Origin of the sequence: Chelatococcus daeguensis, from assembly GCF_001887265.1 — a bacterium.
Taxonomy (GTDB): Bacteria; Pseudomonadota; Alphaproteobacteria; order Rhizobiales; family Beijerinckiaceae; genus Chelatococcus_A; species Chelatococcus_A sambhunathii.
The window spans coordinates 63,739-79,906 of sequence record NZ_CP018096.1 but is presented as its reverse complement, the minus strand read 5'-3'; the positions used below and the strand labels follow the sequence as shown (position 1 = coordinate 79,906).

Below are 16,168 nucleotides of genomic sequence, written 5' to 3'. Positions count from 1 at the left end.
GGAGGACGGCTTGGGGCCCATCGTCGGCATCATTGCCAATCCGGTCTCGGCACGCGACATCCGCCGTGTCGTCGCCAATGCGGCGAGCCTGCAGATCGCCGATCGCGCCAACATCGTGCTGCGCGTGCTCGCCGCGCTCGCCGCCTGCGGCATCGAGCAGGTGGTGATGATGCCGGAGCACGGCGGCATCCGCGGCCACGTGATGCGCGGCATCGAGCGCTCGCGCAACCAGGGCGAGACCCGCTTTCCGCATGTCACGCATCTCGACATGCCGGTCACCGGCACGGCGGAGGACAGTGCGCGTGCCGCCCGCCTCATGCACCGCGCGGGCGTCGCAGCCATCGTCGTGCTCGGCGGCGACGGCACGCACCGGGCCGTGGTCAAGGAATGCGGGCGGGTGCCGATCGCCGGCATCTCGACGGGCACCAACAACGCCTTCCCGGAGCATCGCGAGCCGACGATCACCGGCCTCGCGGCCGGCCTAGCCGCCACCGGGCGCGTGCCGGCCAGAGTCGCCTTCGCGTCCAACAAGCGCCTCGACGTCGCGGTCGGCGAGCGGCCGGCGGAGATCGCGCTCGTCGACGTCGCCTTCGTCACCGACAGCTATATCGGCGCCAGGGCGCTGTGGCGCACCGAGACCTTCCGCGAGCTCTTCGTCACCTTCGCCGATCCGGAGGTGATCGGCATGGCGGCCATCGCCGGGCTGATCGAGCCGGTCGGGCGCGGGGAGGCGGGCGGCATGATGGTTTCGCTGGCGCCCGCCGCGACGGCGCGCACCGTCCTCAGCGCTCCCATCGCACCCGGCCTCGTGGTGCCCGTCGGCATCGACGACTGGCGGCGTATGCCGGCGGGCATCCCCTTCCACCCGCATCTGGCCGCCGGCTCCGTCGCTCTCGACGGCGAGCGCGAGATCTTCTTCGACGGGCGGGAGGCTGTCTCGGTGACGCTCACGGCCGATGCCTTCCGCACCGTGAACGTGCCCGCCGTCATGCAGTTCGCCGCGACGCACGGGCTCCTCAGGGCCGGGGCATCCCTGCTCGCCACGGCTCTCGCCTGAACCAACGACAACCCCAAGGGTCGACCAAAGGAGGAAATGCCGATGTCCACCAATCCCTTCCCGCTCGACAAGGCGGACCTGATGAAGGCCTACCGCACCATGCGGACCATCCGCGAATTCGAGGAGCGGCTGCATGTCGAGTTCGCCAAGGGCGACATTCCGGGCTTCGTCCACCTCTATGCGGGAGAGGAGGCCTGCGCCACCGGCATCATGATGCACCTGACCGACGTCGACCGCATCGCCTCCACGCACCGCGGCCACGGCCACTGCATCGCCAAGGGCGTCGATGTCCACGAGATGATGGCCGAGATCTACGGCAAGGCGACCGGCGCCTGCCGCGGCAAGGGCGGTTCCATGCACATCGCCGACCTCGCCAAGGGCATGATGGGGGCGAACGGCATCCTCGGCGCCGGCGCCCCGCTCGTCTGCGGCGCCGGCCTCGCGGCCAAGTTCCGCGGCGACGGCGGCGTCGGCATCACCTTCTTCGGCGATGGCGCCTCCAACCAGGGCATGGTGCTGGAGAGCATGAACCTTGCCGCCGTGTGGAACCTGCCGGTCATCTTCGTGGTCGAGAACAACGGCTATGCGGAATCGACCTCGGTCGATTACGCCACCGCCGTCGATTCCTATGTCGACCGCGCCTCCGGCTTCGGCCTGCCGGGCGTGACCGTGGACGGCACGGACTTCTTCGCCGTCTACGAGGCGGCCGGCGAGATGATCCGCCGCGCGCGCGAGGGCGGCGGGCCGGCGCTGCTCGAATGCAAGATGGTCCGCTTCTTCGGCCATTTCGAAGGCGACGCCCAGACCTACAAGGCCAAGGGCGAGAACGACTACAACCGCGAGCACCGCGACTGCCTGAAGATCTTCGCCGCGCGCGTGCGCGAGGCAGCCGTTGTCACGGCGGACGAATTCGCGGCGATCGACCGGGAGGTCGGGGCGCTCATAGAGGATGCGGTGGCTTCCGCCAAGGCCGCGCCGCTGCCGTCGGCACGCGACCTCACCACCGACGTCTACGTCGCCTACTGACGCTCGACAGCCAAGAACATCCGGAGGAAACCGTCATGGCCCGCAAGATCAGCATGAAACAGGCGATCAACGAGGCGCTCGACCTCGAGATGCGCCGCGATCCCGCCGTCATCGTCATGGGCGAGGATATCGTCGGCGGGGCCGGCAGCCCCGGCGAGGAGGATGCCTGGGGCGGCGTGCTCGGCGTCACCAAGGGGCTGCACGCCAAATATCCCGGCCGGCTGCTCGACACGCCCCTGTCGGAATCGGCCTATATCGGCGCCGCCATCGGCGCGGCCGCCTGCGGCATGCGCCCGGTGGCCGAGCTGATGTTCCTCGATTTCATGGGCGTGTGCTTCGACCAGATCCTCAACCAGGCGGCGAAGTTCAAGTACATGTTCGGCGGCAAGGCCAAGACCCCCGTCGTCATCCGGGCCATGGTGGGTGCCGGCTTCCGCGCCGCGGCCCAGCATTCGCAGATGCTGACGCCCGTCTTCACCCATGTGCCGGGGCTCAAGGTCGTCTGCCCGTCCAATGCCTATGACGCCAAGGGCCTGCTCATCCAGGCCATCCGCGACGACGATCCCGTCATCTTCTGCGAGCACAAGAACCTCTACGGCCATGAGGCCGACGTGCCGGAGGAGGCCTATGTCATCCCCTTCGGCGAGGCGGCGGTGGTGCGCGAGGGCAAGGACGTCACCATCGTCAGTTACGGGCTCACCGTGCACCGGGCGCTGGAGGCGGCCGAGCGGCTCGCCAAGGAGCGCATCGAGGCCGAGGTGATTGACCTGAGGACGCTCTCGCCCATCGACTGGGACACGGTCCTCGAGAGCGTCGAGACGACCGGCCGGCTCGTCGTCGTCGACGAGGCGAACCCGCGCTGCTCCATCGCGACGGATGTGTCCGCGCATGTGGTGCAGGAGGCCTTCGGGGCGCTGAAGGCTGCGCCGCAGATGGTGACGGCGCCGCACACGCCGGTGCCGTTCTCGCCCGTGCTCGAGGACCTCTACATCCCAACGGCGGATGCGATCACCGCCGCGGTGTCGAAGATCGCGCCGCGCGCCATGGCAGCTTGAGGGGAAGGACATGACGGATCAGCGCATCAAGCCGGTGGTGATGCCCAAGTGGGGCCTTGCCATGGAAGAGGGCAAGGTCACGGGCTGGCTGAAGCGGCCCGGCGACCGAATCGCCGTCGGCGACGAGATTGTCGAGGTCGAGACCGACAAGATCGCCGGCGTCGTCGAGGCGAGCGAGGCCGGCGTCCTGCGCCGCGCCATCGGCGAGGTCGACACGGTCTATCCGGTCAAGGCCCTCATCGGCGTCGTCGCCGATGCCGACGTGCCGGAGGCGGAGATCGACGCCTATGTGGCCGGCTATGTCACCCCTTCCGCCGACGAGGCGGGCGAGGAGGAAGCCGGCCCGACCTACGAATTCGTCGAGACGCCCGCCGGCCGGCTGCGCTATGCGCGGCGCGGGGAGGGCGCCGAGACGATCGTGCTCGTGCACGGCTTTGGCGGCGATCTCGACAACTGGCTGTTCAACATCGATGCGCTGGCGGACAAGGCGACGGTCTATGCGCTCGACCTGCCGGGCCATGGCCAGTCGGCCAAGGCGATGCCGGAGGGAGGCGTCGAGGGCCTCGCCCGCGCCCTCCTCGGCTTCATGGACGCGCTCTCGATCGAGTGCGCCCACCTCGTCGGCCATTCCATGGGCGGCGCCGTGTCGACGCTCGCGGCCAGCGCCGCGCCGGGGCGGGTGAGATCGCTGACCCTGATCGGCTCGGCCGGGCTCGGGGAGGAGATCAATGCCGACTACATCGCCGGCTTCGTCTCGGCCGCCTCCCGGCGGGAGCTGAAGCCGGTGGTGGAACAGCTCTTCGCCGATCCGTCCCTCGTCAGCCGCCAGCTCGTGGAGGACCTCCTCAGATACAAGCGCCTCGACGGCGTCTCGGCGGCGCTCGAGGCGCTGTCCGGCGCCTTCCTCGCCCACGGGCGGCAGAAGACGCTCGTCGCCTCCTCCCTTGCCGCACTCGACATCCCCGTCCTCGTCGTCTGGGGCGCGGAGGACCGCATCATCCCGGCCGCCCATGCCGAGGCGCTCAATGGCCGCGCCAAGGCCGAGGTCATCCCCGGCGCCGGGCACATGGTGCAGATGGAAAAGGCAAGCCGCGTCAACGAGCTGATCGGCGCCCATATCACCGCCTGAAGACCGCTGAGAACGCCGTAGACCTGCAACGGAGGCCGGCCCGTCGTGGCCGGCCGAGGAGAAAGCCATACCGTTCGGACTGAAGGACAGGAGCATCATCGTGACCGGCGCCGTGCTCGGCCGGGCGTCGACGGCGCAGGATCTTGTCGGCGTGGCCTGCTTCCTTGCGTCGCCGGCCTCGGACTTCATGACCGGCCAGTCACTGCTCGTCGACGGCGGCATGGTCTTCGTCTGAGCGAGAGGCTGGCCGGTTCGCGCCATGCGGCCTTAAGTCTAGGGTCACACGGCTTGTCCGCTCGGGCCGGCGCCACTATCGTCGGTGGCAAGGGGCGGCCATAACGCCCGCACGGTGGGAGGAAGCCACATGCGCGATGCGTCGGTGGCACGCCACGTTGACCGCATCGAATCAGCCATCGCAGGCAGCGAGGCGGCGCATTCGGCCCTCGTCGCGTCCTGGCAGCGCTCCTGTGCCCTGCACCGGCTCGATCCCGCCGACGCCCGTGGTCCGCAGACGCTCACGGGTCCGGAGCTGCAGCGGGCGCGCGAACGGCTGGATCTGCTGATCCGGTCGGCGCAGGACAGCCTCGACCGCCTTTACCAGGCGGTGGGAGGCGTCGGCTGCTGCGTGCTCCTCGCCGATGCCGACGGGGTGCCCGTCGACCGGCGCGGCGCCCCCGCCGACGACGAGACCTTTCATCGCTGGGGCCTGTGGACCGGGACGGTCTGGAGCGAGGCGAGCGAGGGGACGAACGGCATCGGCACCTGCCTCGTCGAGCAGCGTCTCCTCACCATCCACCGCGACCAGCACTTCCACGCCCGCAACAGCGGCCTCAGCTGTACCACCGCCCCGATCCACGACCATGAGGGCCGGCTCGCGGCGGCGCTCGACGTGTCGTCCTGCCGCGCCGACCTCACCGAGGGCTTCGTCAACCTCATCGCCGTCGCGGTGAGCGACGCGGTGCGGCGCATCGAGGCGGAGAATTTCCGGCGCGCCTTTCCCGACGCCCGTGTGCTCCTGGCGCCATCGCCGGAGCGTGGCGGGGGCGGACTGATCGCCGTCGACCGGCACGACCTCGTCATCGGCGCGACGCGCGCCGCCCGGCTTGCCTTCGGTCTCCACGACGACGACCTCAGGGGCTCGCTGCCGGCCGCGGATCTCCTTGCCGGCGGGCCGGGAGGACGCGAGCAGCTGGCGGATGCCGAGCGCGGCGTCATCCAGCGCGCGCTGGCGCGCTCGCACGGCAATGTCTCGGCGGCGGCCGCCTCGCTCGGCATGAGCCGCGCCACCTTCTACCGGGCACTGAAGCGGCTGCGCCTCGACGCCGCCCACTGATCCCGACCCGAAAATCTCCCGCCGAACTGTCTCAGTTCTGAAACACTCGCCGGCCGGCAGGCGTGCGGGAGCGGCTGACGGACTCCGGTCCGGGGGGCAAGCTTCCTCACCGGCTCGCAGCAGCCTTCTCGCAGAGCCTTGGGAGGAAAGAGAATGAACAAGGTCGATGTCTCGCGCACCGCGCGCTCGCCGTTCGCCGCCCGCTACGGCAATTTCATCAACGGCACCTGGGTCGAACCGAAGGCCGGCCGCTATTTCCAGAACACCTCGCCGGTGAACGGGCAGCCGCTCTGCGACATCGCCCGCTCGGACGCGGCGGATATCGAGGCCGCGCTCGACGCCGCCCATGCCGCCAAGGGCGCCTGGGGGCGCACCAGCGCTGCCGAGCGCGCCGCCGTCCTCAATGCCATCGCGCAGCGCATGGAGGATAACCTCGACTTCCTCGCGCGGGCGGAGACCTGGGACAACGGCAAGCCGATCCGCGAGACGACGGCGGCGGACATTCCGCTCGCCATCGACCATTTCCGGTATTTCGCCGGCGTCGTCCGCGCCCAGGAGGGCTCGATCGGCGAGATCGACCATGACACGGTGGCCTATCACTTCCACGAGCCCCTCGGCGTCGTCGGCCAGATCATCCCGTGGAACTTCCCCATCCTGATGGCGGCGTGGAAGCTCGCGCCGGCGCTTGCGGCCGGCAATTGCGTGGTGCTGAAGCCGGCGGAGCAGACGCCGGCCTCCATTCTCGTCTGGGCCGAACTCGTCGGCGACCTTTTGCCGCCGGGCGTGCTCAATATCGTCAACGGCTTCGGCCTCGAGGCCGGAAAGCCGCTCGCCTCGAGCCCGCGTATCGCCAAGATTGCCTTCACCGGCGAGACCACGACCGGCCGGCTCATCATGCAATATGCCAGCCAGAACCTCATCCCCGTCACGCTCGAGCTCGGCGGCAAGTCGCCGAACATCTTCTTCAAGGACGTGCTCGCCGAGGACGACGACTTCCTGGACAAGGCGGTCGAGGGCTTCGTCATGTTCGCGCTCAACCAGGGCGAGGTCTGCACCTGCCCGAGCCGCGCGCTCATCCACGAGGCGATTTATGACCGTTTCATGGAAAAGGCGCTCGCGCGCGTCGCCGCGATCGTGCAGGGCGATCCGCTCGACCCGGCGACGATGATCGGTGCGCAGGCCTCCGGGGAGCAACTCGAGAAGATCCTGTCCTACATCGACATCGGCCGGCAGGAGGGTGCCGAGGTATTGGCTGGCGGGGAGCGCAACGCGCTGCCCGGCGACCTCGCCGGCGGCTATTACGTCAAGCCCACGGTCTTCCGCGGCCACAACCGCATGCGCATCTTCCAGGAGGAGATCTTCGGCCCGGTCGTCTCCGTCACCACCTTCCGGGACGACGAGGAGGCGCTGTCGATCGCCAACGACACGCTCTACGGCCTCGGCGCCGGCATCTGGACGCGCGACATGAACCGTGCCTATCGCTTCGGCCGCAGCATCGAGGCCGGGCGCGTGTGGACCAACTGCTACCACGCCTATCCGGCTCACGCCGCCTTCGGTGGCTACAAGCAGTCCGGCATCGGGCGCGAGACGCACAAGATGATGCTCGATCATTACCAGCAGACCAAGAACATGCTGGTGAGCTACAGCCCGAAGAAGCTCGGCTTCTTCTGATACCGACAGGGAAGGGCGGGTCCGACCCGCCCTTCCGCAGCGATGCAGGGTGCTACCCATGGACATGGCGGAGGAAAAGGGCACGTCGCGCGTCACGGCGACGGCCGCGGCGCTTGCCTTCATCGCGGAACTCGTCGCCGAGCACGGTCCGGTCCTCTTCCACCAGTCCGGCGGCTGCTGCGACGGCTCCTCACCCATGTGCTACCGGCGGGACGAGTTCATGCTCGGGGACGGCGATGTCCTCCTCGGGCACATCGGCGGGGCGCCGTTCTATATCGGCGCGGCCCAGTACGAGGCCTGGAAGCACACCGCGCTCATCATCGACGTCGTGCCGGGGAGGGGCGGCATGTTCTCGCTCGACAACGGGCGCGAGCGCCGCTTCCTGGTCCGCTCGCGGGTCTGCGCCCTGCCGCAGGCCGTGCAGCGCTGAATCAGACCGCCCGAAGGCGCCACGCTCTACAACAACACCAGCCCCGAGCGGGTGGAGGAGGTCTTGGCGGCCGCCTTCCTGCGCTCGCCCGTCGATCTCTCGGTCAACGCCATCCTCGTCAACACCGGCGAGCGGCTCGTTCTCGTCGATGCCGGGACGGGCACCCTGCTGGGCCCGACGCCCGGGCGGCTGCCCTCGGCGCTGATGGCCTCCGGCTATTCGCCCGACCGGGTCGACGACGTCGTCCTCACCCATGTCCATACGGACCATTCGGGTAGCCTCGTCGTCGATGGGGGCAGGTCTTCCCCAATGCCACCGTCCACGCCCACCGCCGCGACATCGACTACTGGCTGAGCGAGGCCAATCGCGTCGCGGCGCCGGCGAACAAGAAGGAGCTCTTCGAGGGCGCCGTCGCCTCGCGGGAGCCCTACCGCAAGGCGGGCCGTCTCGTCCCCTTCGACGACAACGCCGAGCGCCATCGGGTCGTTCCGGCATGGCCGGAAGGCCCCTCACTGTTGCATTCGGGCCATCGATGCTATAAGGCCGGACGACCTTTTGCAGGTTTCATCTGCTGGTTGGGGAGGACGCCATGTCTCACGACGCCCTCTTCCAATTGGGGATGGGCTCAGTCGGACTGGATGCCACCCAAACGGAAGAACCTTTTGGGGCGCGCGCCAAGAAGGCGCACGCGACGGCGCCATGCGCCACGGATCGGGGCATCTGTCCTGATGCGGTGAAATGGCCGCCCGCACGAACAGCGGACAGAAAGACACGCGAACGGGGCAACAGCGCCAAAGCGCTTTTCCCCGCGGCGGGTCTTGCGGCCTGCCAGGCATAGCCGTTCCCCGCCCATAACAGTCGTTCCGCGCACCGGCACCGATGGCCATGCGGCCACCGGATGGTCTCGCGCCAGACGGCATTTCAGCGCTGCGGCCGGGGGCCGCGGCGCGCCAACCATCAACCCGGACGGGCAAGACATCTTGAAGCTGCAGACGCCCTATTACCTCATCGACAAGAGCGCGCTCATGCGCAACCTGCGCGTGATCGAGCGCGTGCGCGAACATTCCGGCGCGAAGGCGCTGCTGGCGCTCAAGTGCTTCGCCACCTGGTCCGTCTTCGACCTCATGCGCGAGTACATGGACGGCACCACCTCCTCCTCGCTCTTCGAGGTCCGGCTCGGGCGCGAGACTTTCGGCGGCGAGACGCACGCCTACAGCGTGGCCTTCGCCGATCACGAGATTGACGCGGTCGTGGCGAATGCCGACAAGATCATCTTCAACTCGATCGGCCAGCTCGAGCGCTTCGCCGATCGCGCCGGCGCGCTGGCGCGCGGGCTGCGCCTCAACCCCGGCGTCAGTTCGTCGGACTTCGACCTCGCCGACCCCGCCCGCCCGTTCAGCCGGCTGGGGGAATGGGACCCCGAGAAGATCGCCCCCGTCGTCGACGAGCTAGACGGCTTCATGATTCACAACAACTGCGAGAACGCGGATTTCGGCCTTTTCGACCGGATGCTCGGGCAGATCGAGAACAGGTTCGGGGCCTTTCTCTCCAAGGTCGATTGGGTCAGCCTCGGCGGCGGCATCCATTTCACGGGCGAGGGGTACCCGCTCGAATTGTTCTGCGAACGGTTGAAGGCCTTCTCGCAGCGCTTCGGCGTCCAGGTCTATCTGGAACCGGGCGAGGCGGCGGTGACGAGGAGCACCACGCTCGAGGTGACGGTGCTCGACACGCTCCACAACGGCAAGGACCTTGCCATCGTCGACAGCTCGACGGAGGCGCACATGCTCGACCTGCTGATCTATCGGCAGAGCGCCAAGGTCAGCCCCGACAAGGGCCCGCACCGCTATATGGTCTGCGGCAAGTCGTGCCTCGCCGGCGACATCTTCGGTGAGTTTTCCTTCGAGGCTCCGCTGAAGCCGGGCGACCGCATCTCCATCAACGATGCGGCCGGCTACACGATGGTCAAGAAGAACTGGTTCAACGGCGTCCACATGCCGTCCATCGTCGTGCGTGAACTCGACGGCAGCCTTCGTGTCGCGCGCGAATTTTCCTTCGAAGACTACAAGTCGAGCCTGTCCTGAGGCTCATGCGGAACGAAAGGAGATCCGAGCCCAAATGAAGAAGAACGTTCTGATCATCGGTGCCGGTGGCGTGGGCCAGGTCGTGGCCCACAAATGCGCGCAGCATAACGACGTCCTCGGCGATATCCATATCGCTTCGCGGACTTTCGCCAAGTGCGAGGCGATCATCCAGTCCGTCCACGAGAAGAAGAGCCTGAAGACGGCCGGCAAGCTCGTCGCCCATGCGCTCGACGCCCTTAACGTGGAGAAGACGGCAGAGCTCATCCGGGCCACGAACAGTCAGATCGTCATCAACGTGGGCTCGGCCTTCCTCAACATGTCGATCCTCACCGCGTGTATCCGCACCGGTGCGGCCTATATCGACACGGCGATCCACGAGGATCCGCTGAAGATCTGCGAGACCCCGCCGTGGTACGGCAACTACGAGTGGAAGCGGCGCGAGGAATGCGCCAAAGCCGGCGTGACGGCCGTGCTCGGCGCCGGCTTCGACCCGGGCGTCGTCAACGCCTATGCGGCGCTCGCGCGCGATGAGCATTTCGACCGCATCGACTCGATCGACATCATCGACGTGAATGCCGGCGACCACGGTCGCTACTTCGCCACCAACTTCGATCCCGAGATCAACTTCCGCGAGTTCACGGGGCAGGTGTGGTCGTGGCAGAAGGGTAAGTGGACGTCGAACAAGATGTTCGAGGTCCGCAAGGACTGGGACCTGCCGGTGGTCGGCACACGCACGACCTACATGACCGGCCACGACGAGATCCACTCGCTCTCGCAAAACCTCGGCGTGCCGGACATCCGCTTCTGGATGGGCTTCGGCGAGCGCTACATCACCGTCTTCACCGTGCTGAAGAACCTCGGCCTTCTTTCGGAGCAGCCGATCCGCACGGCCGAGGGGCAGGAGGTCGTTCCGCTCAAGGTGGTGAAGGCCGTGCTCCCGGATCCCTCGTCGCTGGCCCCGGACTACACGGGCAAGACCTGCATCGGCGACCTCGTCAAGGGCGTCAAAAACGGCAAGCCGCGCGAGGTCTTCATCTACAACGTCTCGGACCATGCGGAGGCCTACGGCGAGGTCGGCAGCCAGGCGATCTCCTACACGGCGGGCGTGCCCCCGGTCGCGGCCGCGCTCCTCATCGCCGAGGGGACCTGGGACGTCGGCCGCATGGCCAATGTGGAGGAACTGCCGCCGCAACCCTTCCTCGGCCTTCTCGGGCGGATGGGCCTGCCGAGCCGCATCAAGGACGAGGCCGGCGACCGGCCGCTGACCTTCGATACCGACGGCGGCGGCGTGGCGGCCAAGGTGGCCGTGCGGAGGGCGGCAGCCGGCTGACACGCATGGGCTTTTCGTCGGGCGGCGAGGCCGTCATGTCCCCGTCGCCCCGCGAAGCCGCAGGTTCGGCTTAGGTTTGCCCCTGTGCTGAAAGCTTTTGTTGGCTTTTCGCGCGTACAGTTGCGCTGACCGACGGAGCCCCCTCACGCCGCGCGCCGAGCATGCAATCCGAGCAGATCCTCAACGTCCTTTATATCGTGGCGATCGTTGCGGAGGCGATGACGGCGGCCCTTGCCGCCGGCCGGCGTTCCATGGACTGGCTGGGCGTCGCGATGCTCGGAGCCATCACCGCGCTTGGCGGCGGATCGGTACGGGACGTGCTGCTCGGCCGCCATCCGCTCACCTGGATCGAGCATCCCTCCTATCTCCTCGTCACGGCTGGGGCGGCGCTCGCCACGGTCTTCATCGCCCGCTACATGCATCACCTGCGCCACCTCTTCCTCTTCCTCGATGCGGTCGGCCTCGTCGTCTTCACCGTGATCGGCTGCAACATCGCGCTCGCGCTCGGCATGCCCTACGTCATCGTCATTGCCTCGGGCATGATCTCGGGCTGTGTCGGCGGCGTGCTGCGCGACATCCTGTGCACCGAGGTGCCGCTTCTGTTTCGCGCCGAACTCTATGCGACGGTTTCGATCCTGGCAGGCGCCCTTTACATCGGGGGCCAATATGCCGGCCTGCCGCATGCCCTCGCCATGGGAATCGCGATGCTCACGGGCCTTGCGCTGCGTCTGCTTGCGCTGCGCTATGGCTGGAGCATGCCGAAATTCGTCTATACCGAGAAGCTGCACTGATGCCGACGGCGGTGATGGCGGTTCAGCGGATGCCGGCGCGCAGGAAGGACTGCACGAAGGCGCGCTGGAAGATGAGGAAGGCGACGAGGAGCGGCGCGGCCGTCATCAGCGTGGCGGCCGAGATGATCGACCAGTCGATGCCCTGGTCGGTGGAGGAGAACACCGCGAGCCCCACAGTCAGCGGGCGTGTCTCGACCGAATTGGTGATGATGAGCGGCCACAGGAAGTTGTTCCAGTGGTGGCTCACCGAGACGAGGCCATAGGCGACGAAGACGGGTCGCGCCAGTGGTACGTAGACTCGCCAGAGCACGCCGAGGGTGGAGCAGCCCTCGACGATCGCCGCTTCCTCCAGTTCCTTCGGTACGGTCATGAAGGTCTGGCGCAGGAGGAAGATGCCGAAGGCCGAGGCCATGTAGGGCAGCGCCACCGCGCCGATGGTGTCGACGAGGCCGAGGCCGAACATCGTGCGGTAATTCTCGACGATGAGGATGTCCGGCATCACCATGAGCTGCATCAGCACCAGCGCGAACAGCACCGATTTGCCGGGAAAGGTATAGCGCGCGAAGGCATAGGCCGCGAGCGTGCAGACGAGGAACTGCCCGGCGAGGATCATGGTGACGATCGCCGTCGTGTTGAGGAGATAGCGGCCGAAGGGCGCTGCCTCCCAGGCGGCGACGAAGTTCGCGAGCGTCAGTGGCGCCAGGAGATCGAAGCGCGTGGCATAGGCCGCAGGGTGGAAGGCGGTCCACACCGCATAGGCGAGCGGCAGGATCCAGAGGAGGCCGAGAAGCCAGGCGCCGACCGTCTCGATCGCGCCGGCAGAGCGGTCGGCGATGCTCATCGATAGTGGATCCGTCGCTCGAGGAAGAGGAACTGCACGGCGGCCAGCACGGCGAGGATGGCAAGAAGCACGGTCGTCAGGGTCGCCGCATAGGCCGAATCCCAGAAGCGGAAACCGATCTCGTAGATGTAGTAGAGCAGCAGCGCCGTGGCATTGTCTGGCCCGCCGCGGGTCATGACCACGATGTGGTCGACGAGGCGGAAGGCGCCGATGACCGCATTGACCAGCACGAACAGGGTCGTCGGCATCAGGAGCGGAAGCGTCACGCGCCGGAAGAAGGTGAAGCGGCTCGCCCCCTCGATGGCCGCGGCCTCGCGCAGGTCGTGCGGGATCGTCTGCAGGGCGGCGAGGTAGAAGATCATGAAGAAACCCGCCTCCTTCCACACCGCAACCGCGATCACGGCATTGAGGGCGGTGTCGCGCGAGCCGAGCCAGTTCGTCTGCGCCACGCCGAAGAGGCCGAGGACCTGGTCGAGCAGGCCGTAGCCGGGCGTGTAGAAGAAGAGCCAGATATTCGCGACCGCGATCATCGGCAGCACGGTGGGCGTGAAATAGGCCATCCTGAGCGCCGCCCGGCCGGGCAGGCGGGCATCGACGGCGAGCGCCATGACGAGCGCGAGGATGACCGAGAGCGGAATGGTGAGGGCCGCGTACCAGACGTTGTTCGCCATCGCCTGCCAGAAGACGGGATCGTCGAGAAGATGACGATAGTTGTCGAGGCCGATGAAGACCTCCGGCCGGTTGCCGCGCGGCGTCGTGTAGAGCGCGCCGATGAAGGTGCGCACCGCCGGCACGTGCGTGAAAGCCGCCAGCAGCACGACGGCGGGCAAGAGCAGCAGCGAGGCGTGGATCGAGGCGCGCAGACGACTCACGGGCGGGTCCGGAAAGGGCCCGCGCGGGTGAGGAAACCGCGCGGGCGAGGTCGGGTCACTGGAAGGGGCGCAGGACGCGGTCGGCCTCGGCCTGGGCGTCCTTCATGGCCTGGCCCGGCTCCTTGGCGCCGGTCAGCGCCGCTTGCAGGCCGTCGTTGAGGGCCTTGGTGACGCGCTGGTTGTCGTGGGTCGACAGTTCCGCCACCGCGACGTCGAGCTGGTCGCGGGCGACCGCCGCAGCCGGGAACTCGGCGACATATTTCTTCATCGCCTCGGTCTCCCAGGCGGCGGGCGTGACGGCGACATAGCCGGTGGCGATCGACCAGGCGGCCGCCTGCTCCGGCGCCGTCGCCCACTTGATGAAGGCGAGGGCGGCCTTGCGCTGCTCGGGCGAGGCGTTCTTGAAGACATAGAAGTTGCCGCCGCCGGTGGGCGAGCCACCGCGCACCTTGGCCGGCAGCATGGCGACGCCGAAGGGGAAGGGTGCGTTGTTGCGCACGTTGGTCAGGTTGCCGGTGGTCGTCCACATCATCGCGACCTTGCCCTCGAAGAAATCCTTCGGGGTGGTGCCCCACTCGACGATGCCTTGCGGATGCACCTTGTACTTCTTCGAAAGGTCGACCCAGAACTGCAGCGCCTCGACGACGCGCGGGTCGTCATAGGTCACCTTCGTGCCGGCCTCGTTGGCGAGGATGACGTCGTTCTGCGTCGTCAGGGCCTGGAACAGCCAGTAAGGGAAGCCCGACGACGGGATCTGCACGCCCCAGCGGGTCACGTTGCCGGAGGTGTCGCGCTTCGTCAGCTTCTCGGCGGCCGCGACCATCTCGTCCCAGGTCTTCGGCGCCACATCCGGATCGAGCCCGGCCTCCTTGAAGGCATCCTTGTTCCAGTACTGCACGATGGTGGAGCGCTGGAAGGGGATGCCCCAGGTCTTGCCGCCGGTACGGCTGTTGAGCATGAAGCCCGGGTAGAAGCCGTCGAGCCAGGCCTTGTCGGCGTCGGACACCAGCTCCTCGAAGGGGACGATCGCGTCCTCGTCGATCAGCGTGAACATGTCCGTCGAGAGGATGACGGCGAATTCCGGCGCATTGCCGCCCTTGAGCGCGGTGACGACCTTGGTGATCGTGTCCTGGTAGCTGCCGGAATAGATCGGGTTGACCTTGATGTCCGGATTCGCGGCCGAGAAATCGGCGACCATCTTGTCGATGATCTTGGTGATGGGGCCGCCAACCGCGACCGGATAGTACATGTTGACCGTGGTCTCGGCCGAGGCCGGCGCCACGGCGAGCGCGAGCGACGCGGCAAGCGCTGCCGCCCCGCAGCGGACCTGCGTGAAGAACTTCATGCCCCTTCTCCCCGTTCGGGTGCGTTGCAGCCGTTGCCGTTCGCCTCGACGCGCCGGCCGCTGCCCGCGTCGAAGAAATGGAGATCGCCCGCCGCGCAGCTGACGCCGACGACCTCGCCGATCCGATGGCGGGCATGCCCGTCGGTGCGGGCAATGAGCTTCGCCCCGGCGGCGTCGAGGGTCAGCAACGTATCGGCGCCGAGATATTCGATGGCCTCGATCGAAGCCGCGAGCCCGCGCCCGGGGGCGCCGACCCGCAGCCGCTCCGGCCGGACGCCGATGCTGCCGCCAGCGGCGGCAGGGACACCGGGCAGGAGGCCGGCACCGATGGCGGCGGGCAGCAGGTTCATCGGCGGCGTGCCGAGGAAGCGGGCGGCAAAGCCGCTCGCCGGGCAATCGTAGAGCTCGGCGGGCGTGCCCTGCTGCTCGATGCGCCCCTCGCGCATCAGCACGACCCGGTCGGACATCGTCATGGCCTCGACCTGATCGTGCGTGACATAGATCATCGTCATGCCGAGCCGCCGCTGCAGGCTGCGGATCTCGGCGCGCATCTCCTGGCGCAGCTGGGCGTCGAGGTTCGACAGCGGCTCGTCCATGAGGCAGACGGCGGCATCGGCGACGATGGCGCGGCCGAGGGCGACGCGCTGGCGCTGGCCGCCGGAGAGCGCGGCGGGCTTGCGGTCGAGAAGCTGCGTGAGGCCGAGCGTCTGCGCCGCCCGCTTCAACCGCTCGTCGCGCTCGGCGCGCGGCACGCGCCGCACCTTCAATCCGAACAGGATGTTCTCGGCTACCGAGAGATGCGGAAACAGCGCGTAGGACTGGAACACCATGGCGATGCCGCGCTCGGCGGGCGAGCGGCGCGTGACGTCGCGCCCGCCGATGGCGATGGCGCCCGCGCTCGGCTGCTCGAGCCCCGCGATGAGGCGCAGCGTCGTCGACTTGCCGCAGCCGGAGGGACCGAGCAGGACCGTGAATTCACCCGACGCGCAGGTAAAGCTGATGCCGTCGACCGCCGGCGAGCCGCTCCATACCTTCGTCAGATTGTCGACGACGATCTCTGCCATGTCCCGCAACGCTGTTTGCCCATCCTGACCAGTCATGAAACGTTATCGGGCAGTGATCGGCGTTTCGATTGTTTCTGTTATGACACAGGGTGTGAATTGAGCAACCAGCGCTCGGGTATCCGGCAAGCGGCGTAGCGAAGGCG

Annotated in this window: 15 protein-coding genes and 1 pseudogene; 12 read left to right on the top strand and 4 right to left on the bottom strand. The window is 67.8% G+C overall.

Going from position 1 to position 16,168, the window contains the following annotated elements; genetic code table 11:
* Positions 1-10 precede the first annotated feature (10 nt).
* The 12 genes and pseudogenes from BOQ54_RS17305 (at position 11) to BOQ54_RS17250 (ending at position 11,903) form a co-directional block, all read left to right on the top strand.
* Positions 11-1,057 carry an ATP-NAD kinase family protein gene (locus BOQ54_RS17305; protein WP_055458815.1) on the top strand — a complete coding sequence of 349 codons (1,047 nt, stop codon included), beginning with the start codon at positions 11-13 and terminating at the stop codon, positions 1,055-1,057.
* A 42-nt stretch (positions 1,058-1,099) separates the two neighbouring features.
* Entirely contained in the window at positions 1,100-2,083 is a 984-nt protein-coding gene (locus BOQ54_RS17300; protein WP_071924595.1) for a thiamine pyrophosphate-dependent dehydrogenase E1 component subunit alpha, read from the top strand.
* Positions 2,084-2,118: 35 nt separating this feature from the next.
* Complete coding sequence (locus BOQ54_RS17295; protein ID WP_071924594.1) at positions 2,119-3,138, top strand: alpha-ketoacid dehydrogenase subunit beta; 1,020 nt, start codon at positions 2,119-2,121, stop codon at positions 3,136-3,138.
* A 10-nt stretch (positions 3,139-3,148) separates the two neighbouring features.
* Positions 3,149-4,267, top strand: coding sequence for an acetoin dehydrogenase dihydrolipoyllysine-residue acetyltransferase subunit (locus tag BOQ54_RS17290; RefSeq protein WP_063188431.1), 1,119 nt, complete (start codon positions 3,149-3,151; stop codon positions 4,265-4,267).
* A 106-nt stretch (positions 4,268-4,373) separates the two neighbouring features.
* Positions 4,374-4,502 (top strand): annotated as a pseudogene (locus BOQ54_RS17285) (SDR family oxidoreductase); the annotation flags it as partial.
* Between the two features lie 129 nt (positions 4,503-4,631).
* Complete coding sequence (locus BOQ54_RS17280) at positions 4,632-5,600, top strand: GAF domain-containing protein (protein ID WP_071924593.1); 969 nt, start codon at positions 4,632-4,634, stop codon at positions 5,598-5,600.
* A gap of 153 nt (positions 5,601-5,753) precedes the next feature.
* Positions 5,754-7,271 (top strand): aldehyde dehydrogenase, encoded by a 1,518-nt coding sequence (gene adh / locus BOQ54_RS17275; protein ID WP_055458820.1) that lies wholly within the window; start codon positions 5,754-5,756, stop codon positions 7,269-7,271.
* A 58-nt stretch (positions 7,272-7,329) separates the two neighbouring features.
* Entirely contained in the window at positions 7,330-7,701 is a 372-nt protein-coding gene (locus BOQ54_RS17270) for a DUF779 domain-containing protein (protein WP_055458821.1), read from the top strand.
* A gap of 63 nt (positions 7,702-7,764) precedes the next feature.
* Positions 7,765-8,055: an MBL fold metallo-hydrolase gene (locus BOQ54_RS20320; RefSeq protein ID WP_071924592.1), complete on the top strand. Its 291-nt coding sequence runs from the start codon at positions 7,765-7,767 to the stop codon at positions 8,053-8,055.
* A 671-nt stretch (positions 8,056-8,726) separates the two neighbouring features.
* Positions 8,727-9,782: a carboxynorspermidine decarboxylase gene (locus tag BOQ54_RS17260; protein WP_245316407.1), complete on the top strand. Its 1,056-nt coding sequence runs from the start codon at positions 8,727-8,729 to the stop codon at positions 9,780-9,782.
* A gap of 34 nt (positions 9,783-9,816) precedes the next feature.
* Positions 9,817-11,112, top strand: a complete 1,296-nt coding sequence (locus BOQ54_RS17255) for a saccharopine dehydrogenase family protein (RefSeq protein ID WP_071924590.1) — start codon at positions 9,817-9,819, stop codon at positions 11,110-11,112.
* A 161-nt stretch (positions 11,113-11,273) separates the two neighbouring features.
* Positions 11,274-11,903, top strand: coding sequence for a trimeric intracellular cation channel family protein (locus BOQ54_RS17250; RefSeq protein WP_055458824.1), 630 nt, complete (start codon positions 11,274-11,276; stop codon positions 11,901-11,903).
* A gap of 22 nt (positions 11,904-11,925) precedes the next feature.
* On the opposite strand, the gene BOQ54_RS17245 is transcribed toward BOQ54_RS17250, so the two are convergent.
* From BOQ54_RS17245 to BOQ54_RS17230, 4 genes are read right to left on the bottom strand one after another with little or no spacing between them, the layout of a single operon-like run.
* Positions 11,926-12,744 carry a carbohydrate ABC transporter permease gene (locus tag BOQ54_RS17245; RefSeq protein WP_071924589.1) on the bottom strand — a complete coding sequence of 273 codons (819 nt, stop codon included), beginning with the start codon at positions 12,742-12,744 and terminating at the stop codon, positions 11,926-11,928.
* Positions 12,741-13,616 (bottom strand): carbohydrate ABC transporter permease, encoded by an 876-nt coding sequence (locus BOQ54_RS17240; protein ID WP_055458826.1) that lies wholly within the window; start codon positions 13,614-13,616, stop codon positions 12,741-12,743. Before BOQ54_RS17240 ends, BOQ54_RS17245 begins: the two co-directional genes overlap by 4 nt.
* Before the next feature lie 55 nt (positions 13,617-13,671).
* Entirely contained in the window at positions 13,672-14,961 is a 1,290-nt protein-coding gene (locus BOQ54_RS17235; RefSeq protein ID WP_071924588.1) for an ABC transporter substrate-binding protein, read from the bottom strand.
* Positions 14,958-16,025: an ABC transporter ATP-binding protein gene (locus BOQ54_RS17230; RefSeq protein ID WP_055458828.1), complete on the bottom strand. Its 1,068-nt coding sequence runs from the start codon at positions 16,023-16,025 to the stop codon at positions 14,958-14,960. The genes BOQ54_RS17235 and BOQ54_RS17230 overlap by 4 nt, the downstream gene beginning before the upstream one ends.
* Positions 16,026-16,168: the final 143 nt, after the last annotated feature.

Excerpts from the sequence above, each read along its gene's own strand:
- BOQ54_RS17300 (WP_071924595.1), top strand. The coding sequence starts at position 1,100 with ATGTCCACCAATCCCTTCCCGCTCGACAAGGCGGACCTGATGAAGGCC.
- BOQ54_RS17295 (WP_071924594.1), top strand. The coding sequence starts at position 2,119 with ATGGCCCGCAAGATCAGCATGAAACAGGCGATCAACGAGGCGCTCGAC.
- BOQ54_RS17290 (WP_063188431.1), top strand. The coding sequence starts at position 3,149 with ATGACGGATCAGCGCATCAAGCCGGTGGTGATGCCCAAGTGGGGCCTT.
- BOQ54_RS17280 (WP_071924593.1), top strand. The coding sequence starts at position 4,632 with ATGCGCGATGCGTCGGTGGCACGCCACGTTGACCGCATCGAATCAGCC.
- adh (WP_055458820.1), top strand. The coding sequence starts at position 5,754 with ATGAACAAGGTCGATGTCTCGCGCACCGCGCGCTCGCCGTTCGCCGCC.
- BOQ54_RS17270 (WP_055458821.1), top strand. The coding sequence starts at position 7,330 with ATGGACATGGCGGAGGAAAAGGGCACGTCGCGCGTCACGGCGACGGCC.
- BOQ54_RS17260 (WP_245316407.1), top strand. The coding sequence starts at position 8,727 with ATGCGCAACCTGCGCGTGATCGAGCGCGTGCGCGAACATTCCGGCGCG.
- BOQ54_RS17255 (WP_071924590.1), top strand. The coding sequence starts at position 9,817 with ATGAAGAAGAACGTTCTGATCATCGGTGCCGGTGGCGTGGGCCAGGTC.
- BOQ54_RS17250 (WP_055458824.1), top strand. The coding sequence starts at position 11,274 with ATGCAATCCGAGCAGATCCTCAACGTCCTTTATATCGTGGCGATCGTT.
- BOQ54_RS17245 (WP_071924589.1), bottom strand. The coding sequence starts at position 12,744 with ATGAGCATCGCCGACCGCTCTGCCGGCGCGATCGAGACGGTCGGCGCC.
- BOQ54_RS17235 (WP_071924588.1), bottom strand. The coding sequence starts at position 14,961 with ATGAAGTTCTTCACGCAGGTCCGCTGCGGGGCGGCAGCGCTTGCCGCG.
- BOQ54_RS17230 (WP_055458828.1), bottom strand. The coding sequence starts at position 16,025 with ATGGCAGAGATCGTCGTCGACAATCTGACGAAGGTATGGAGCGGCTCG.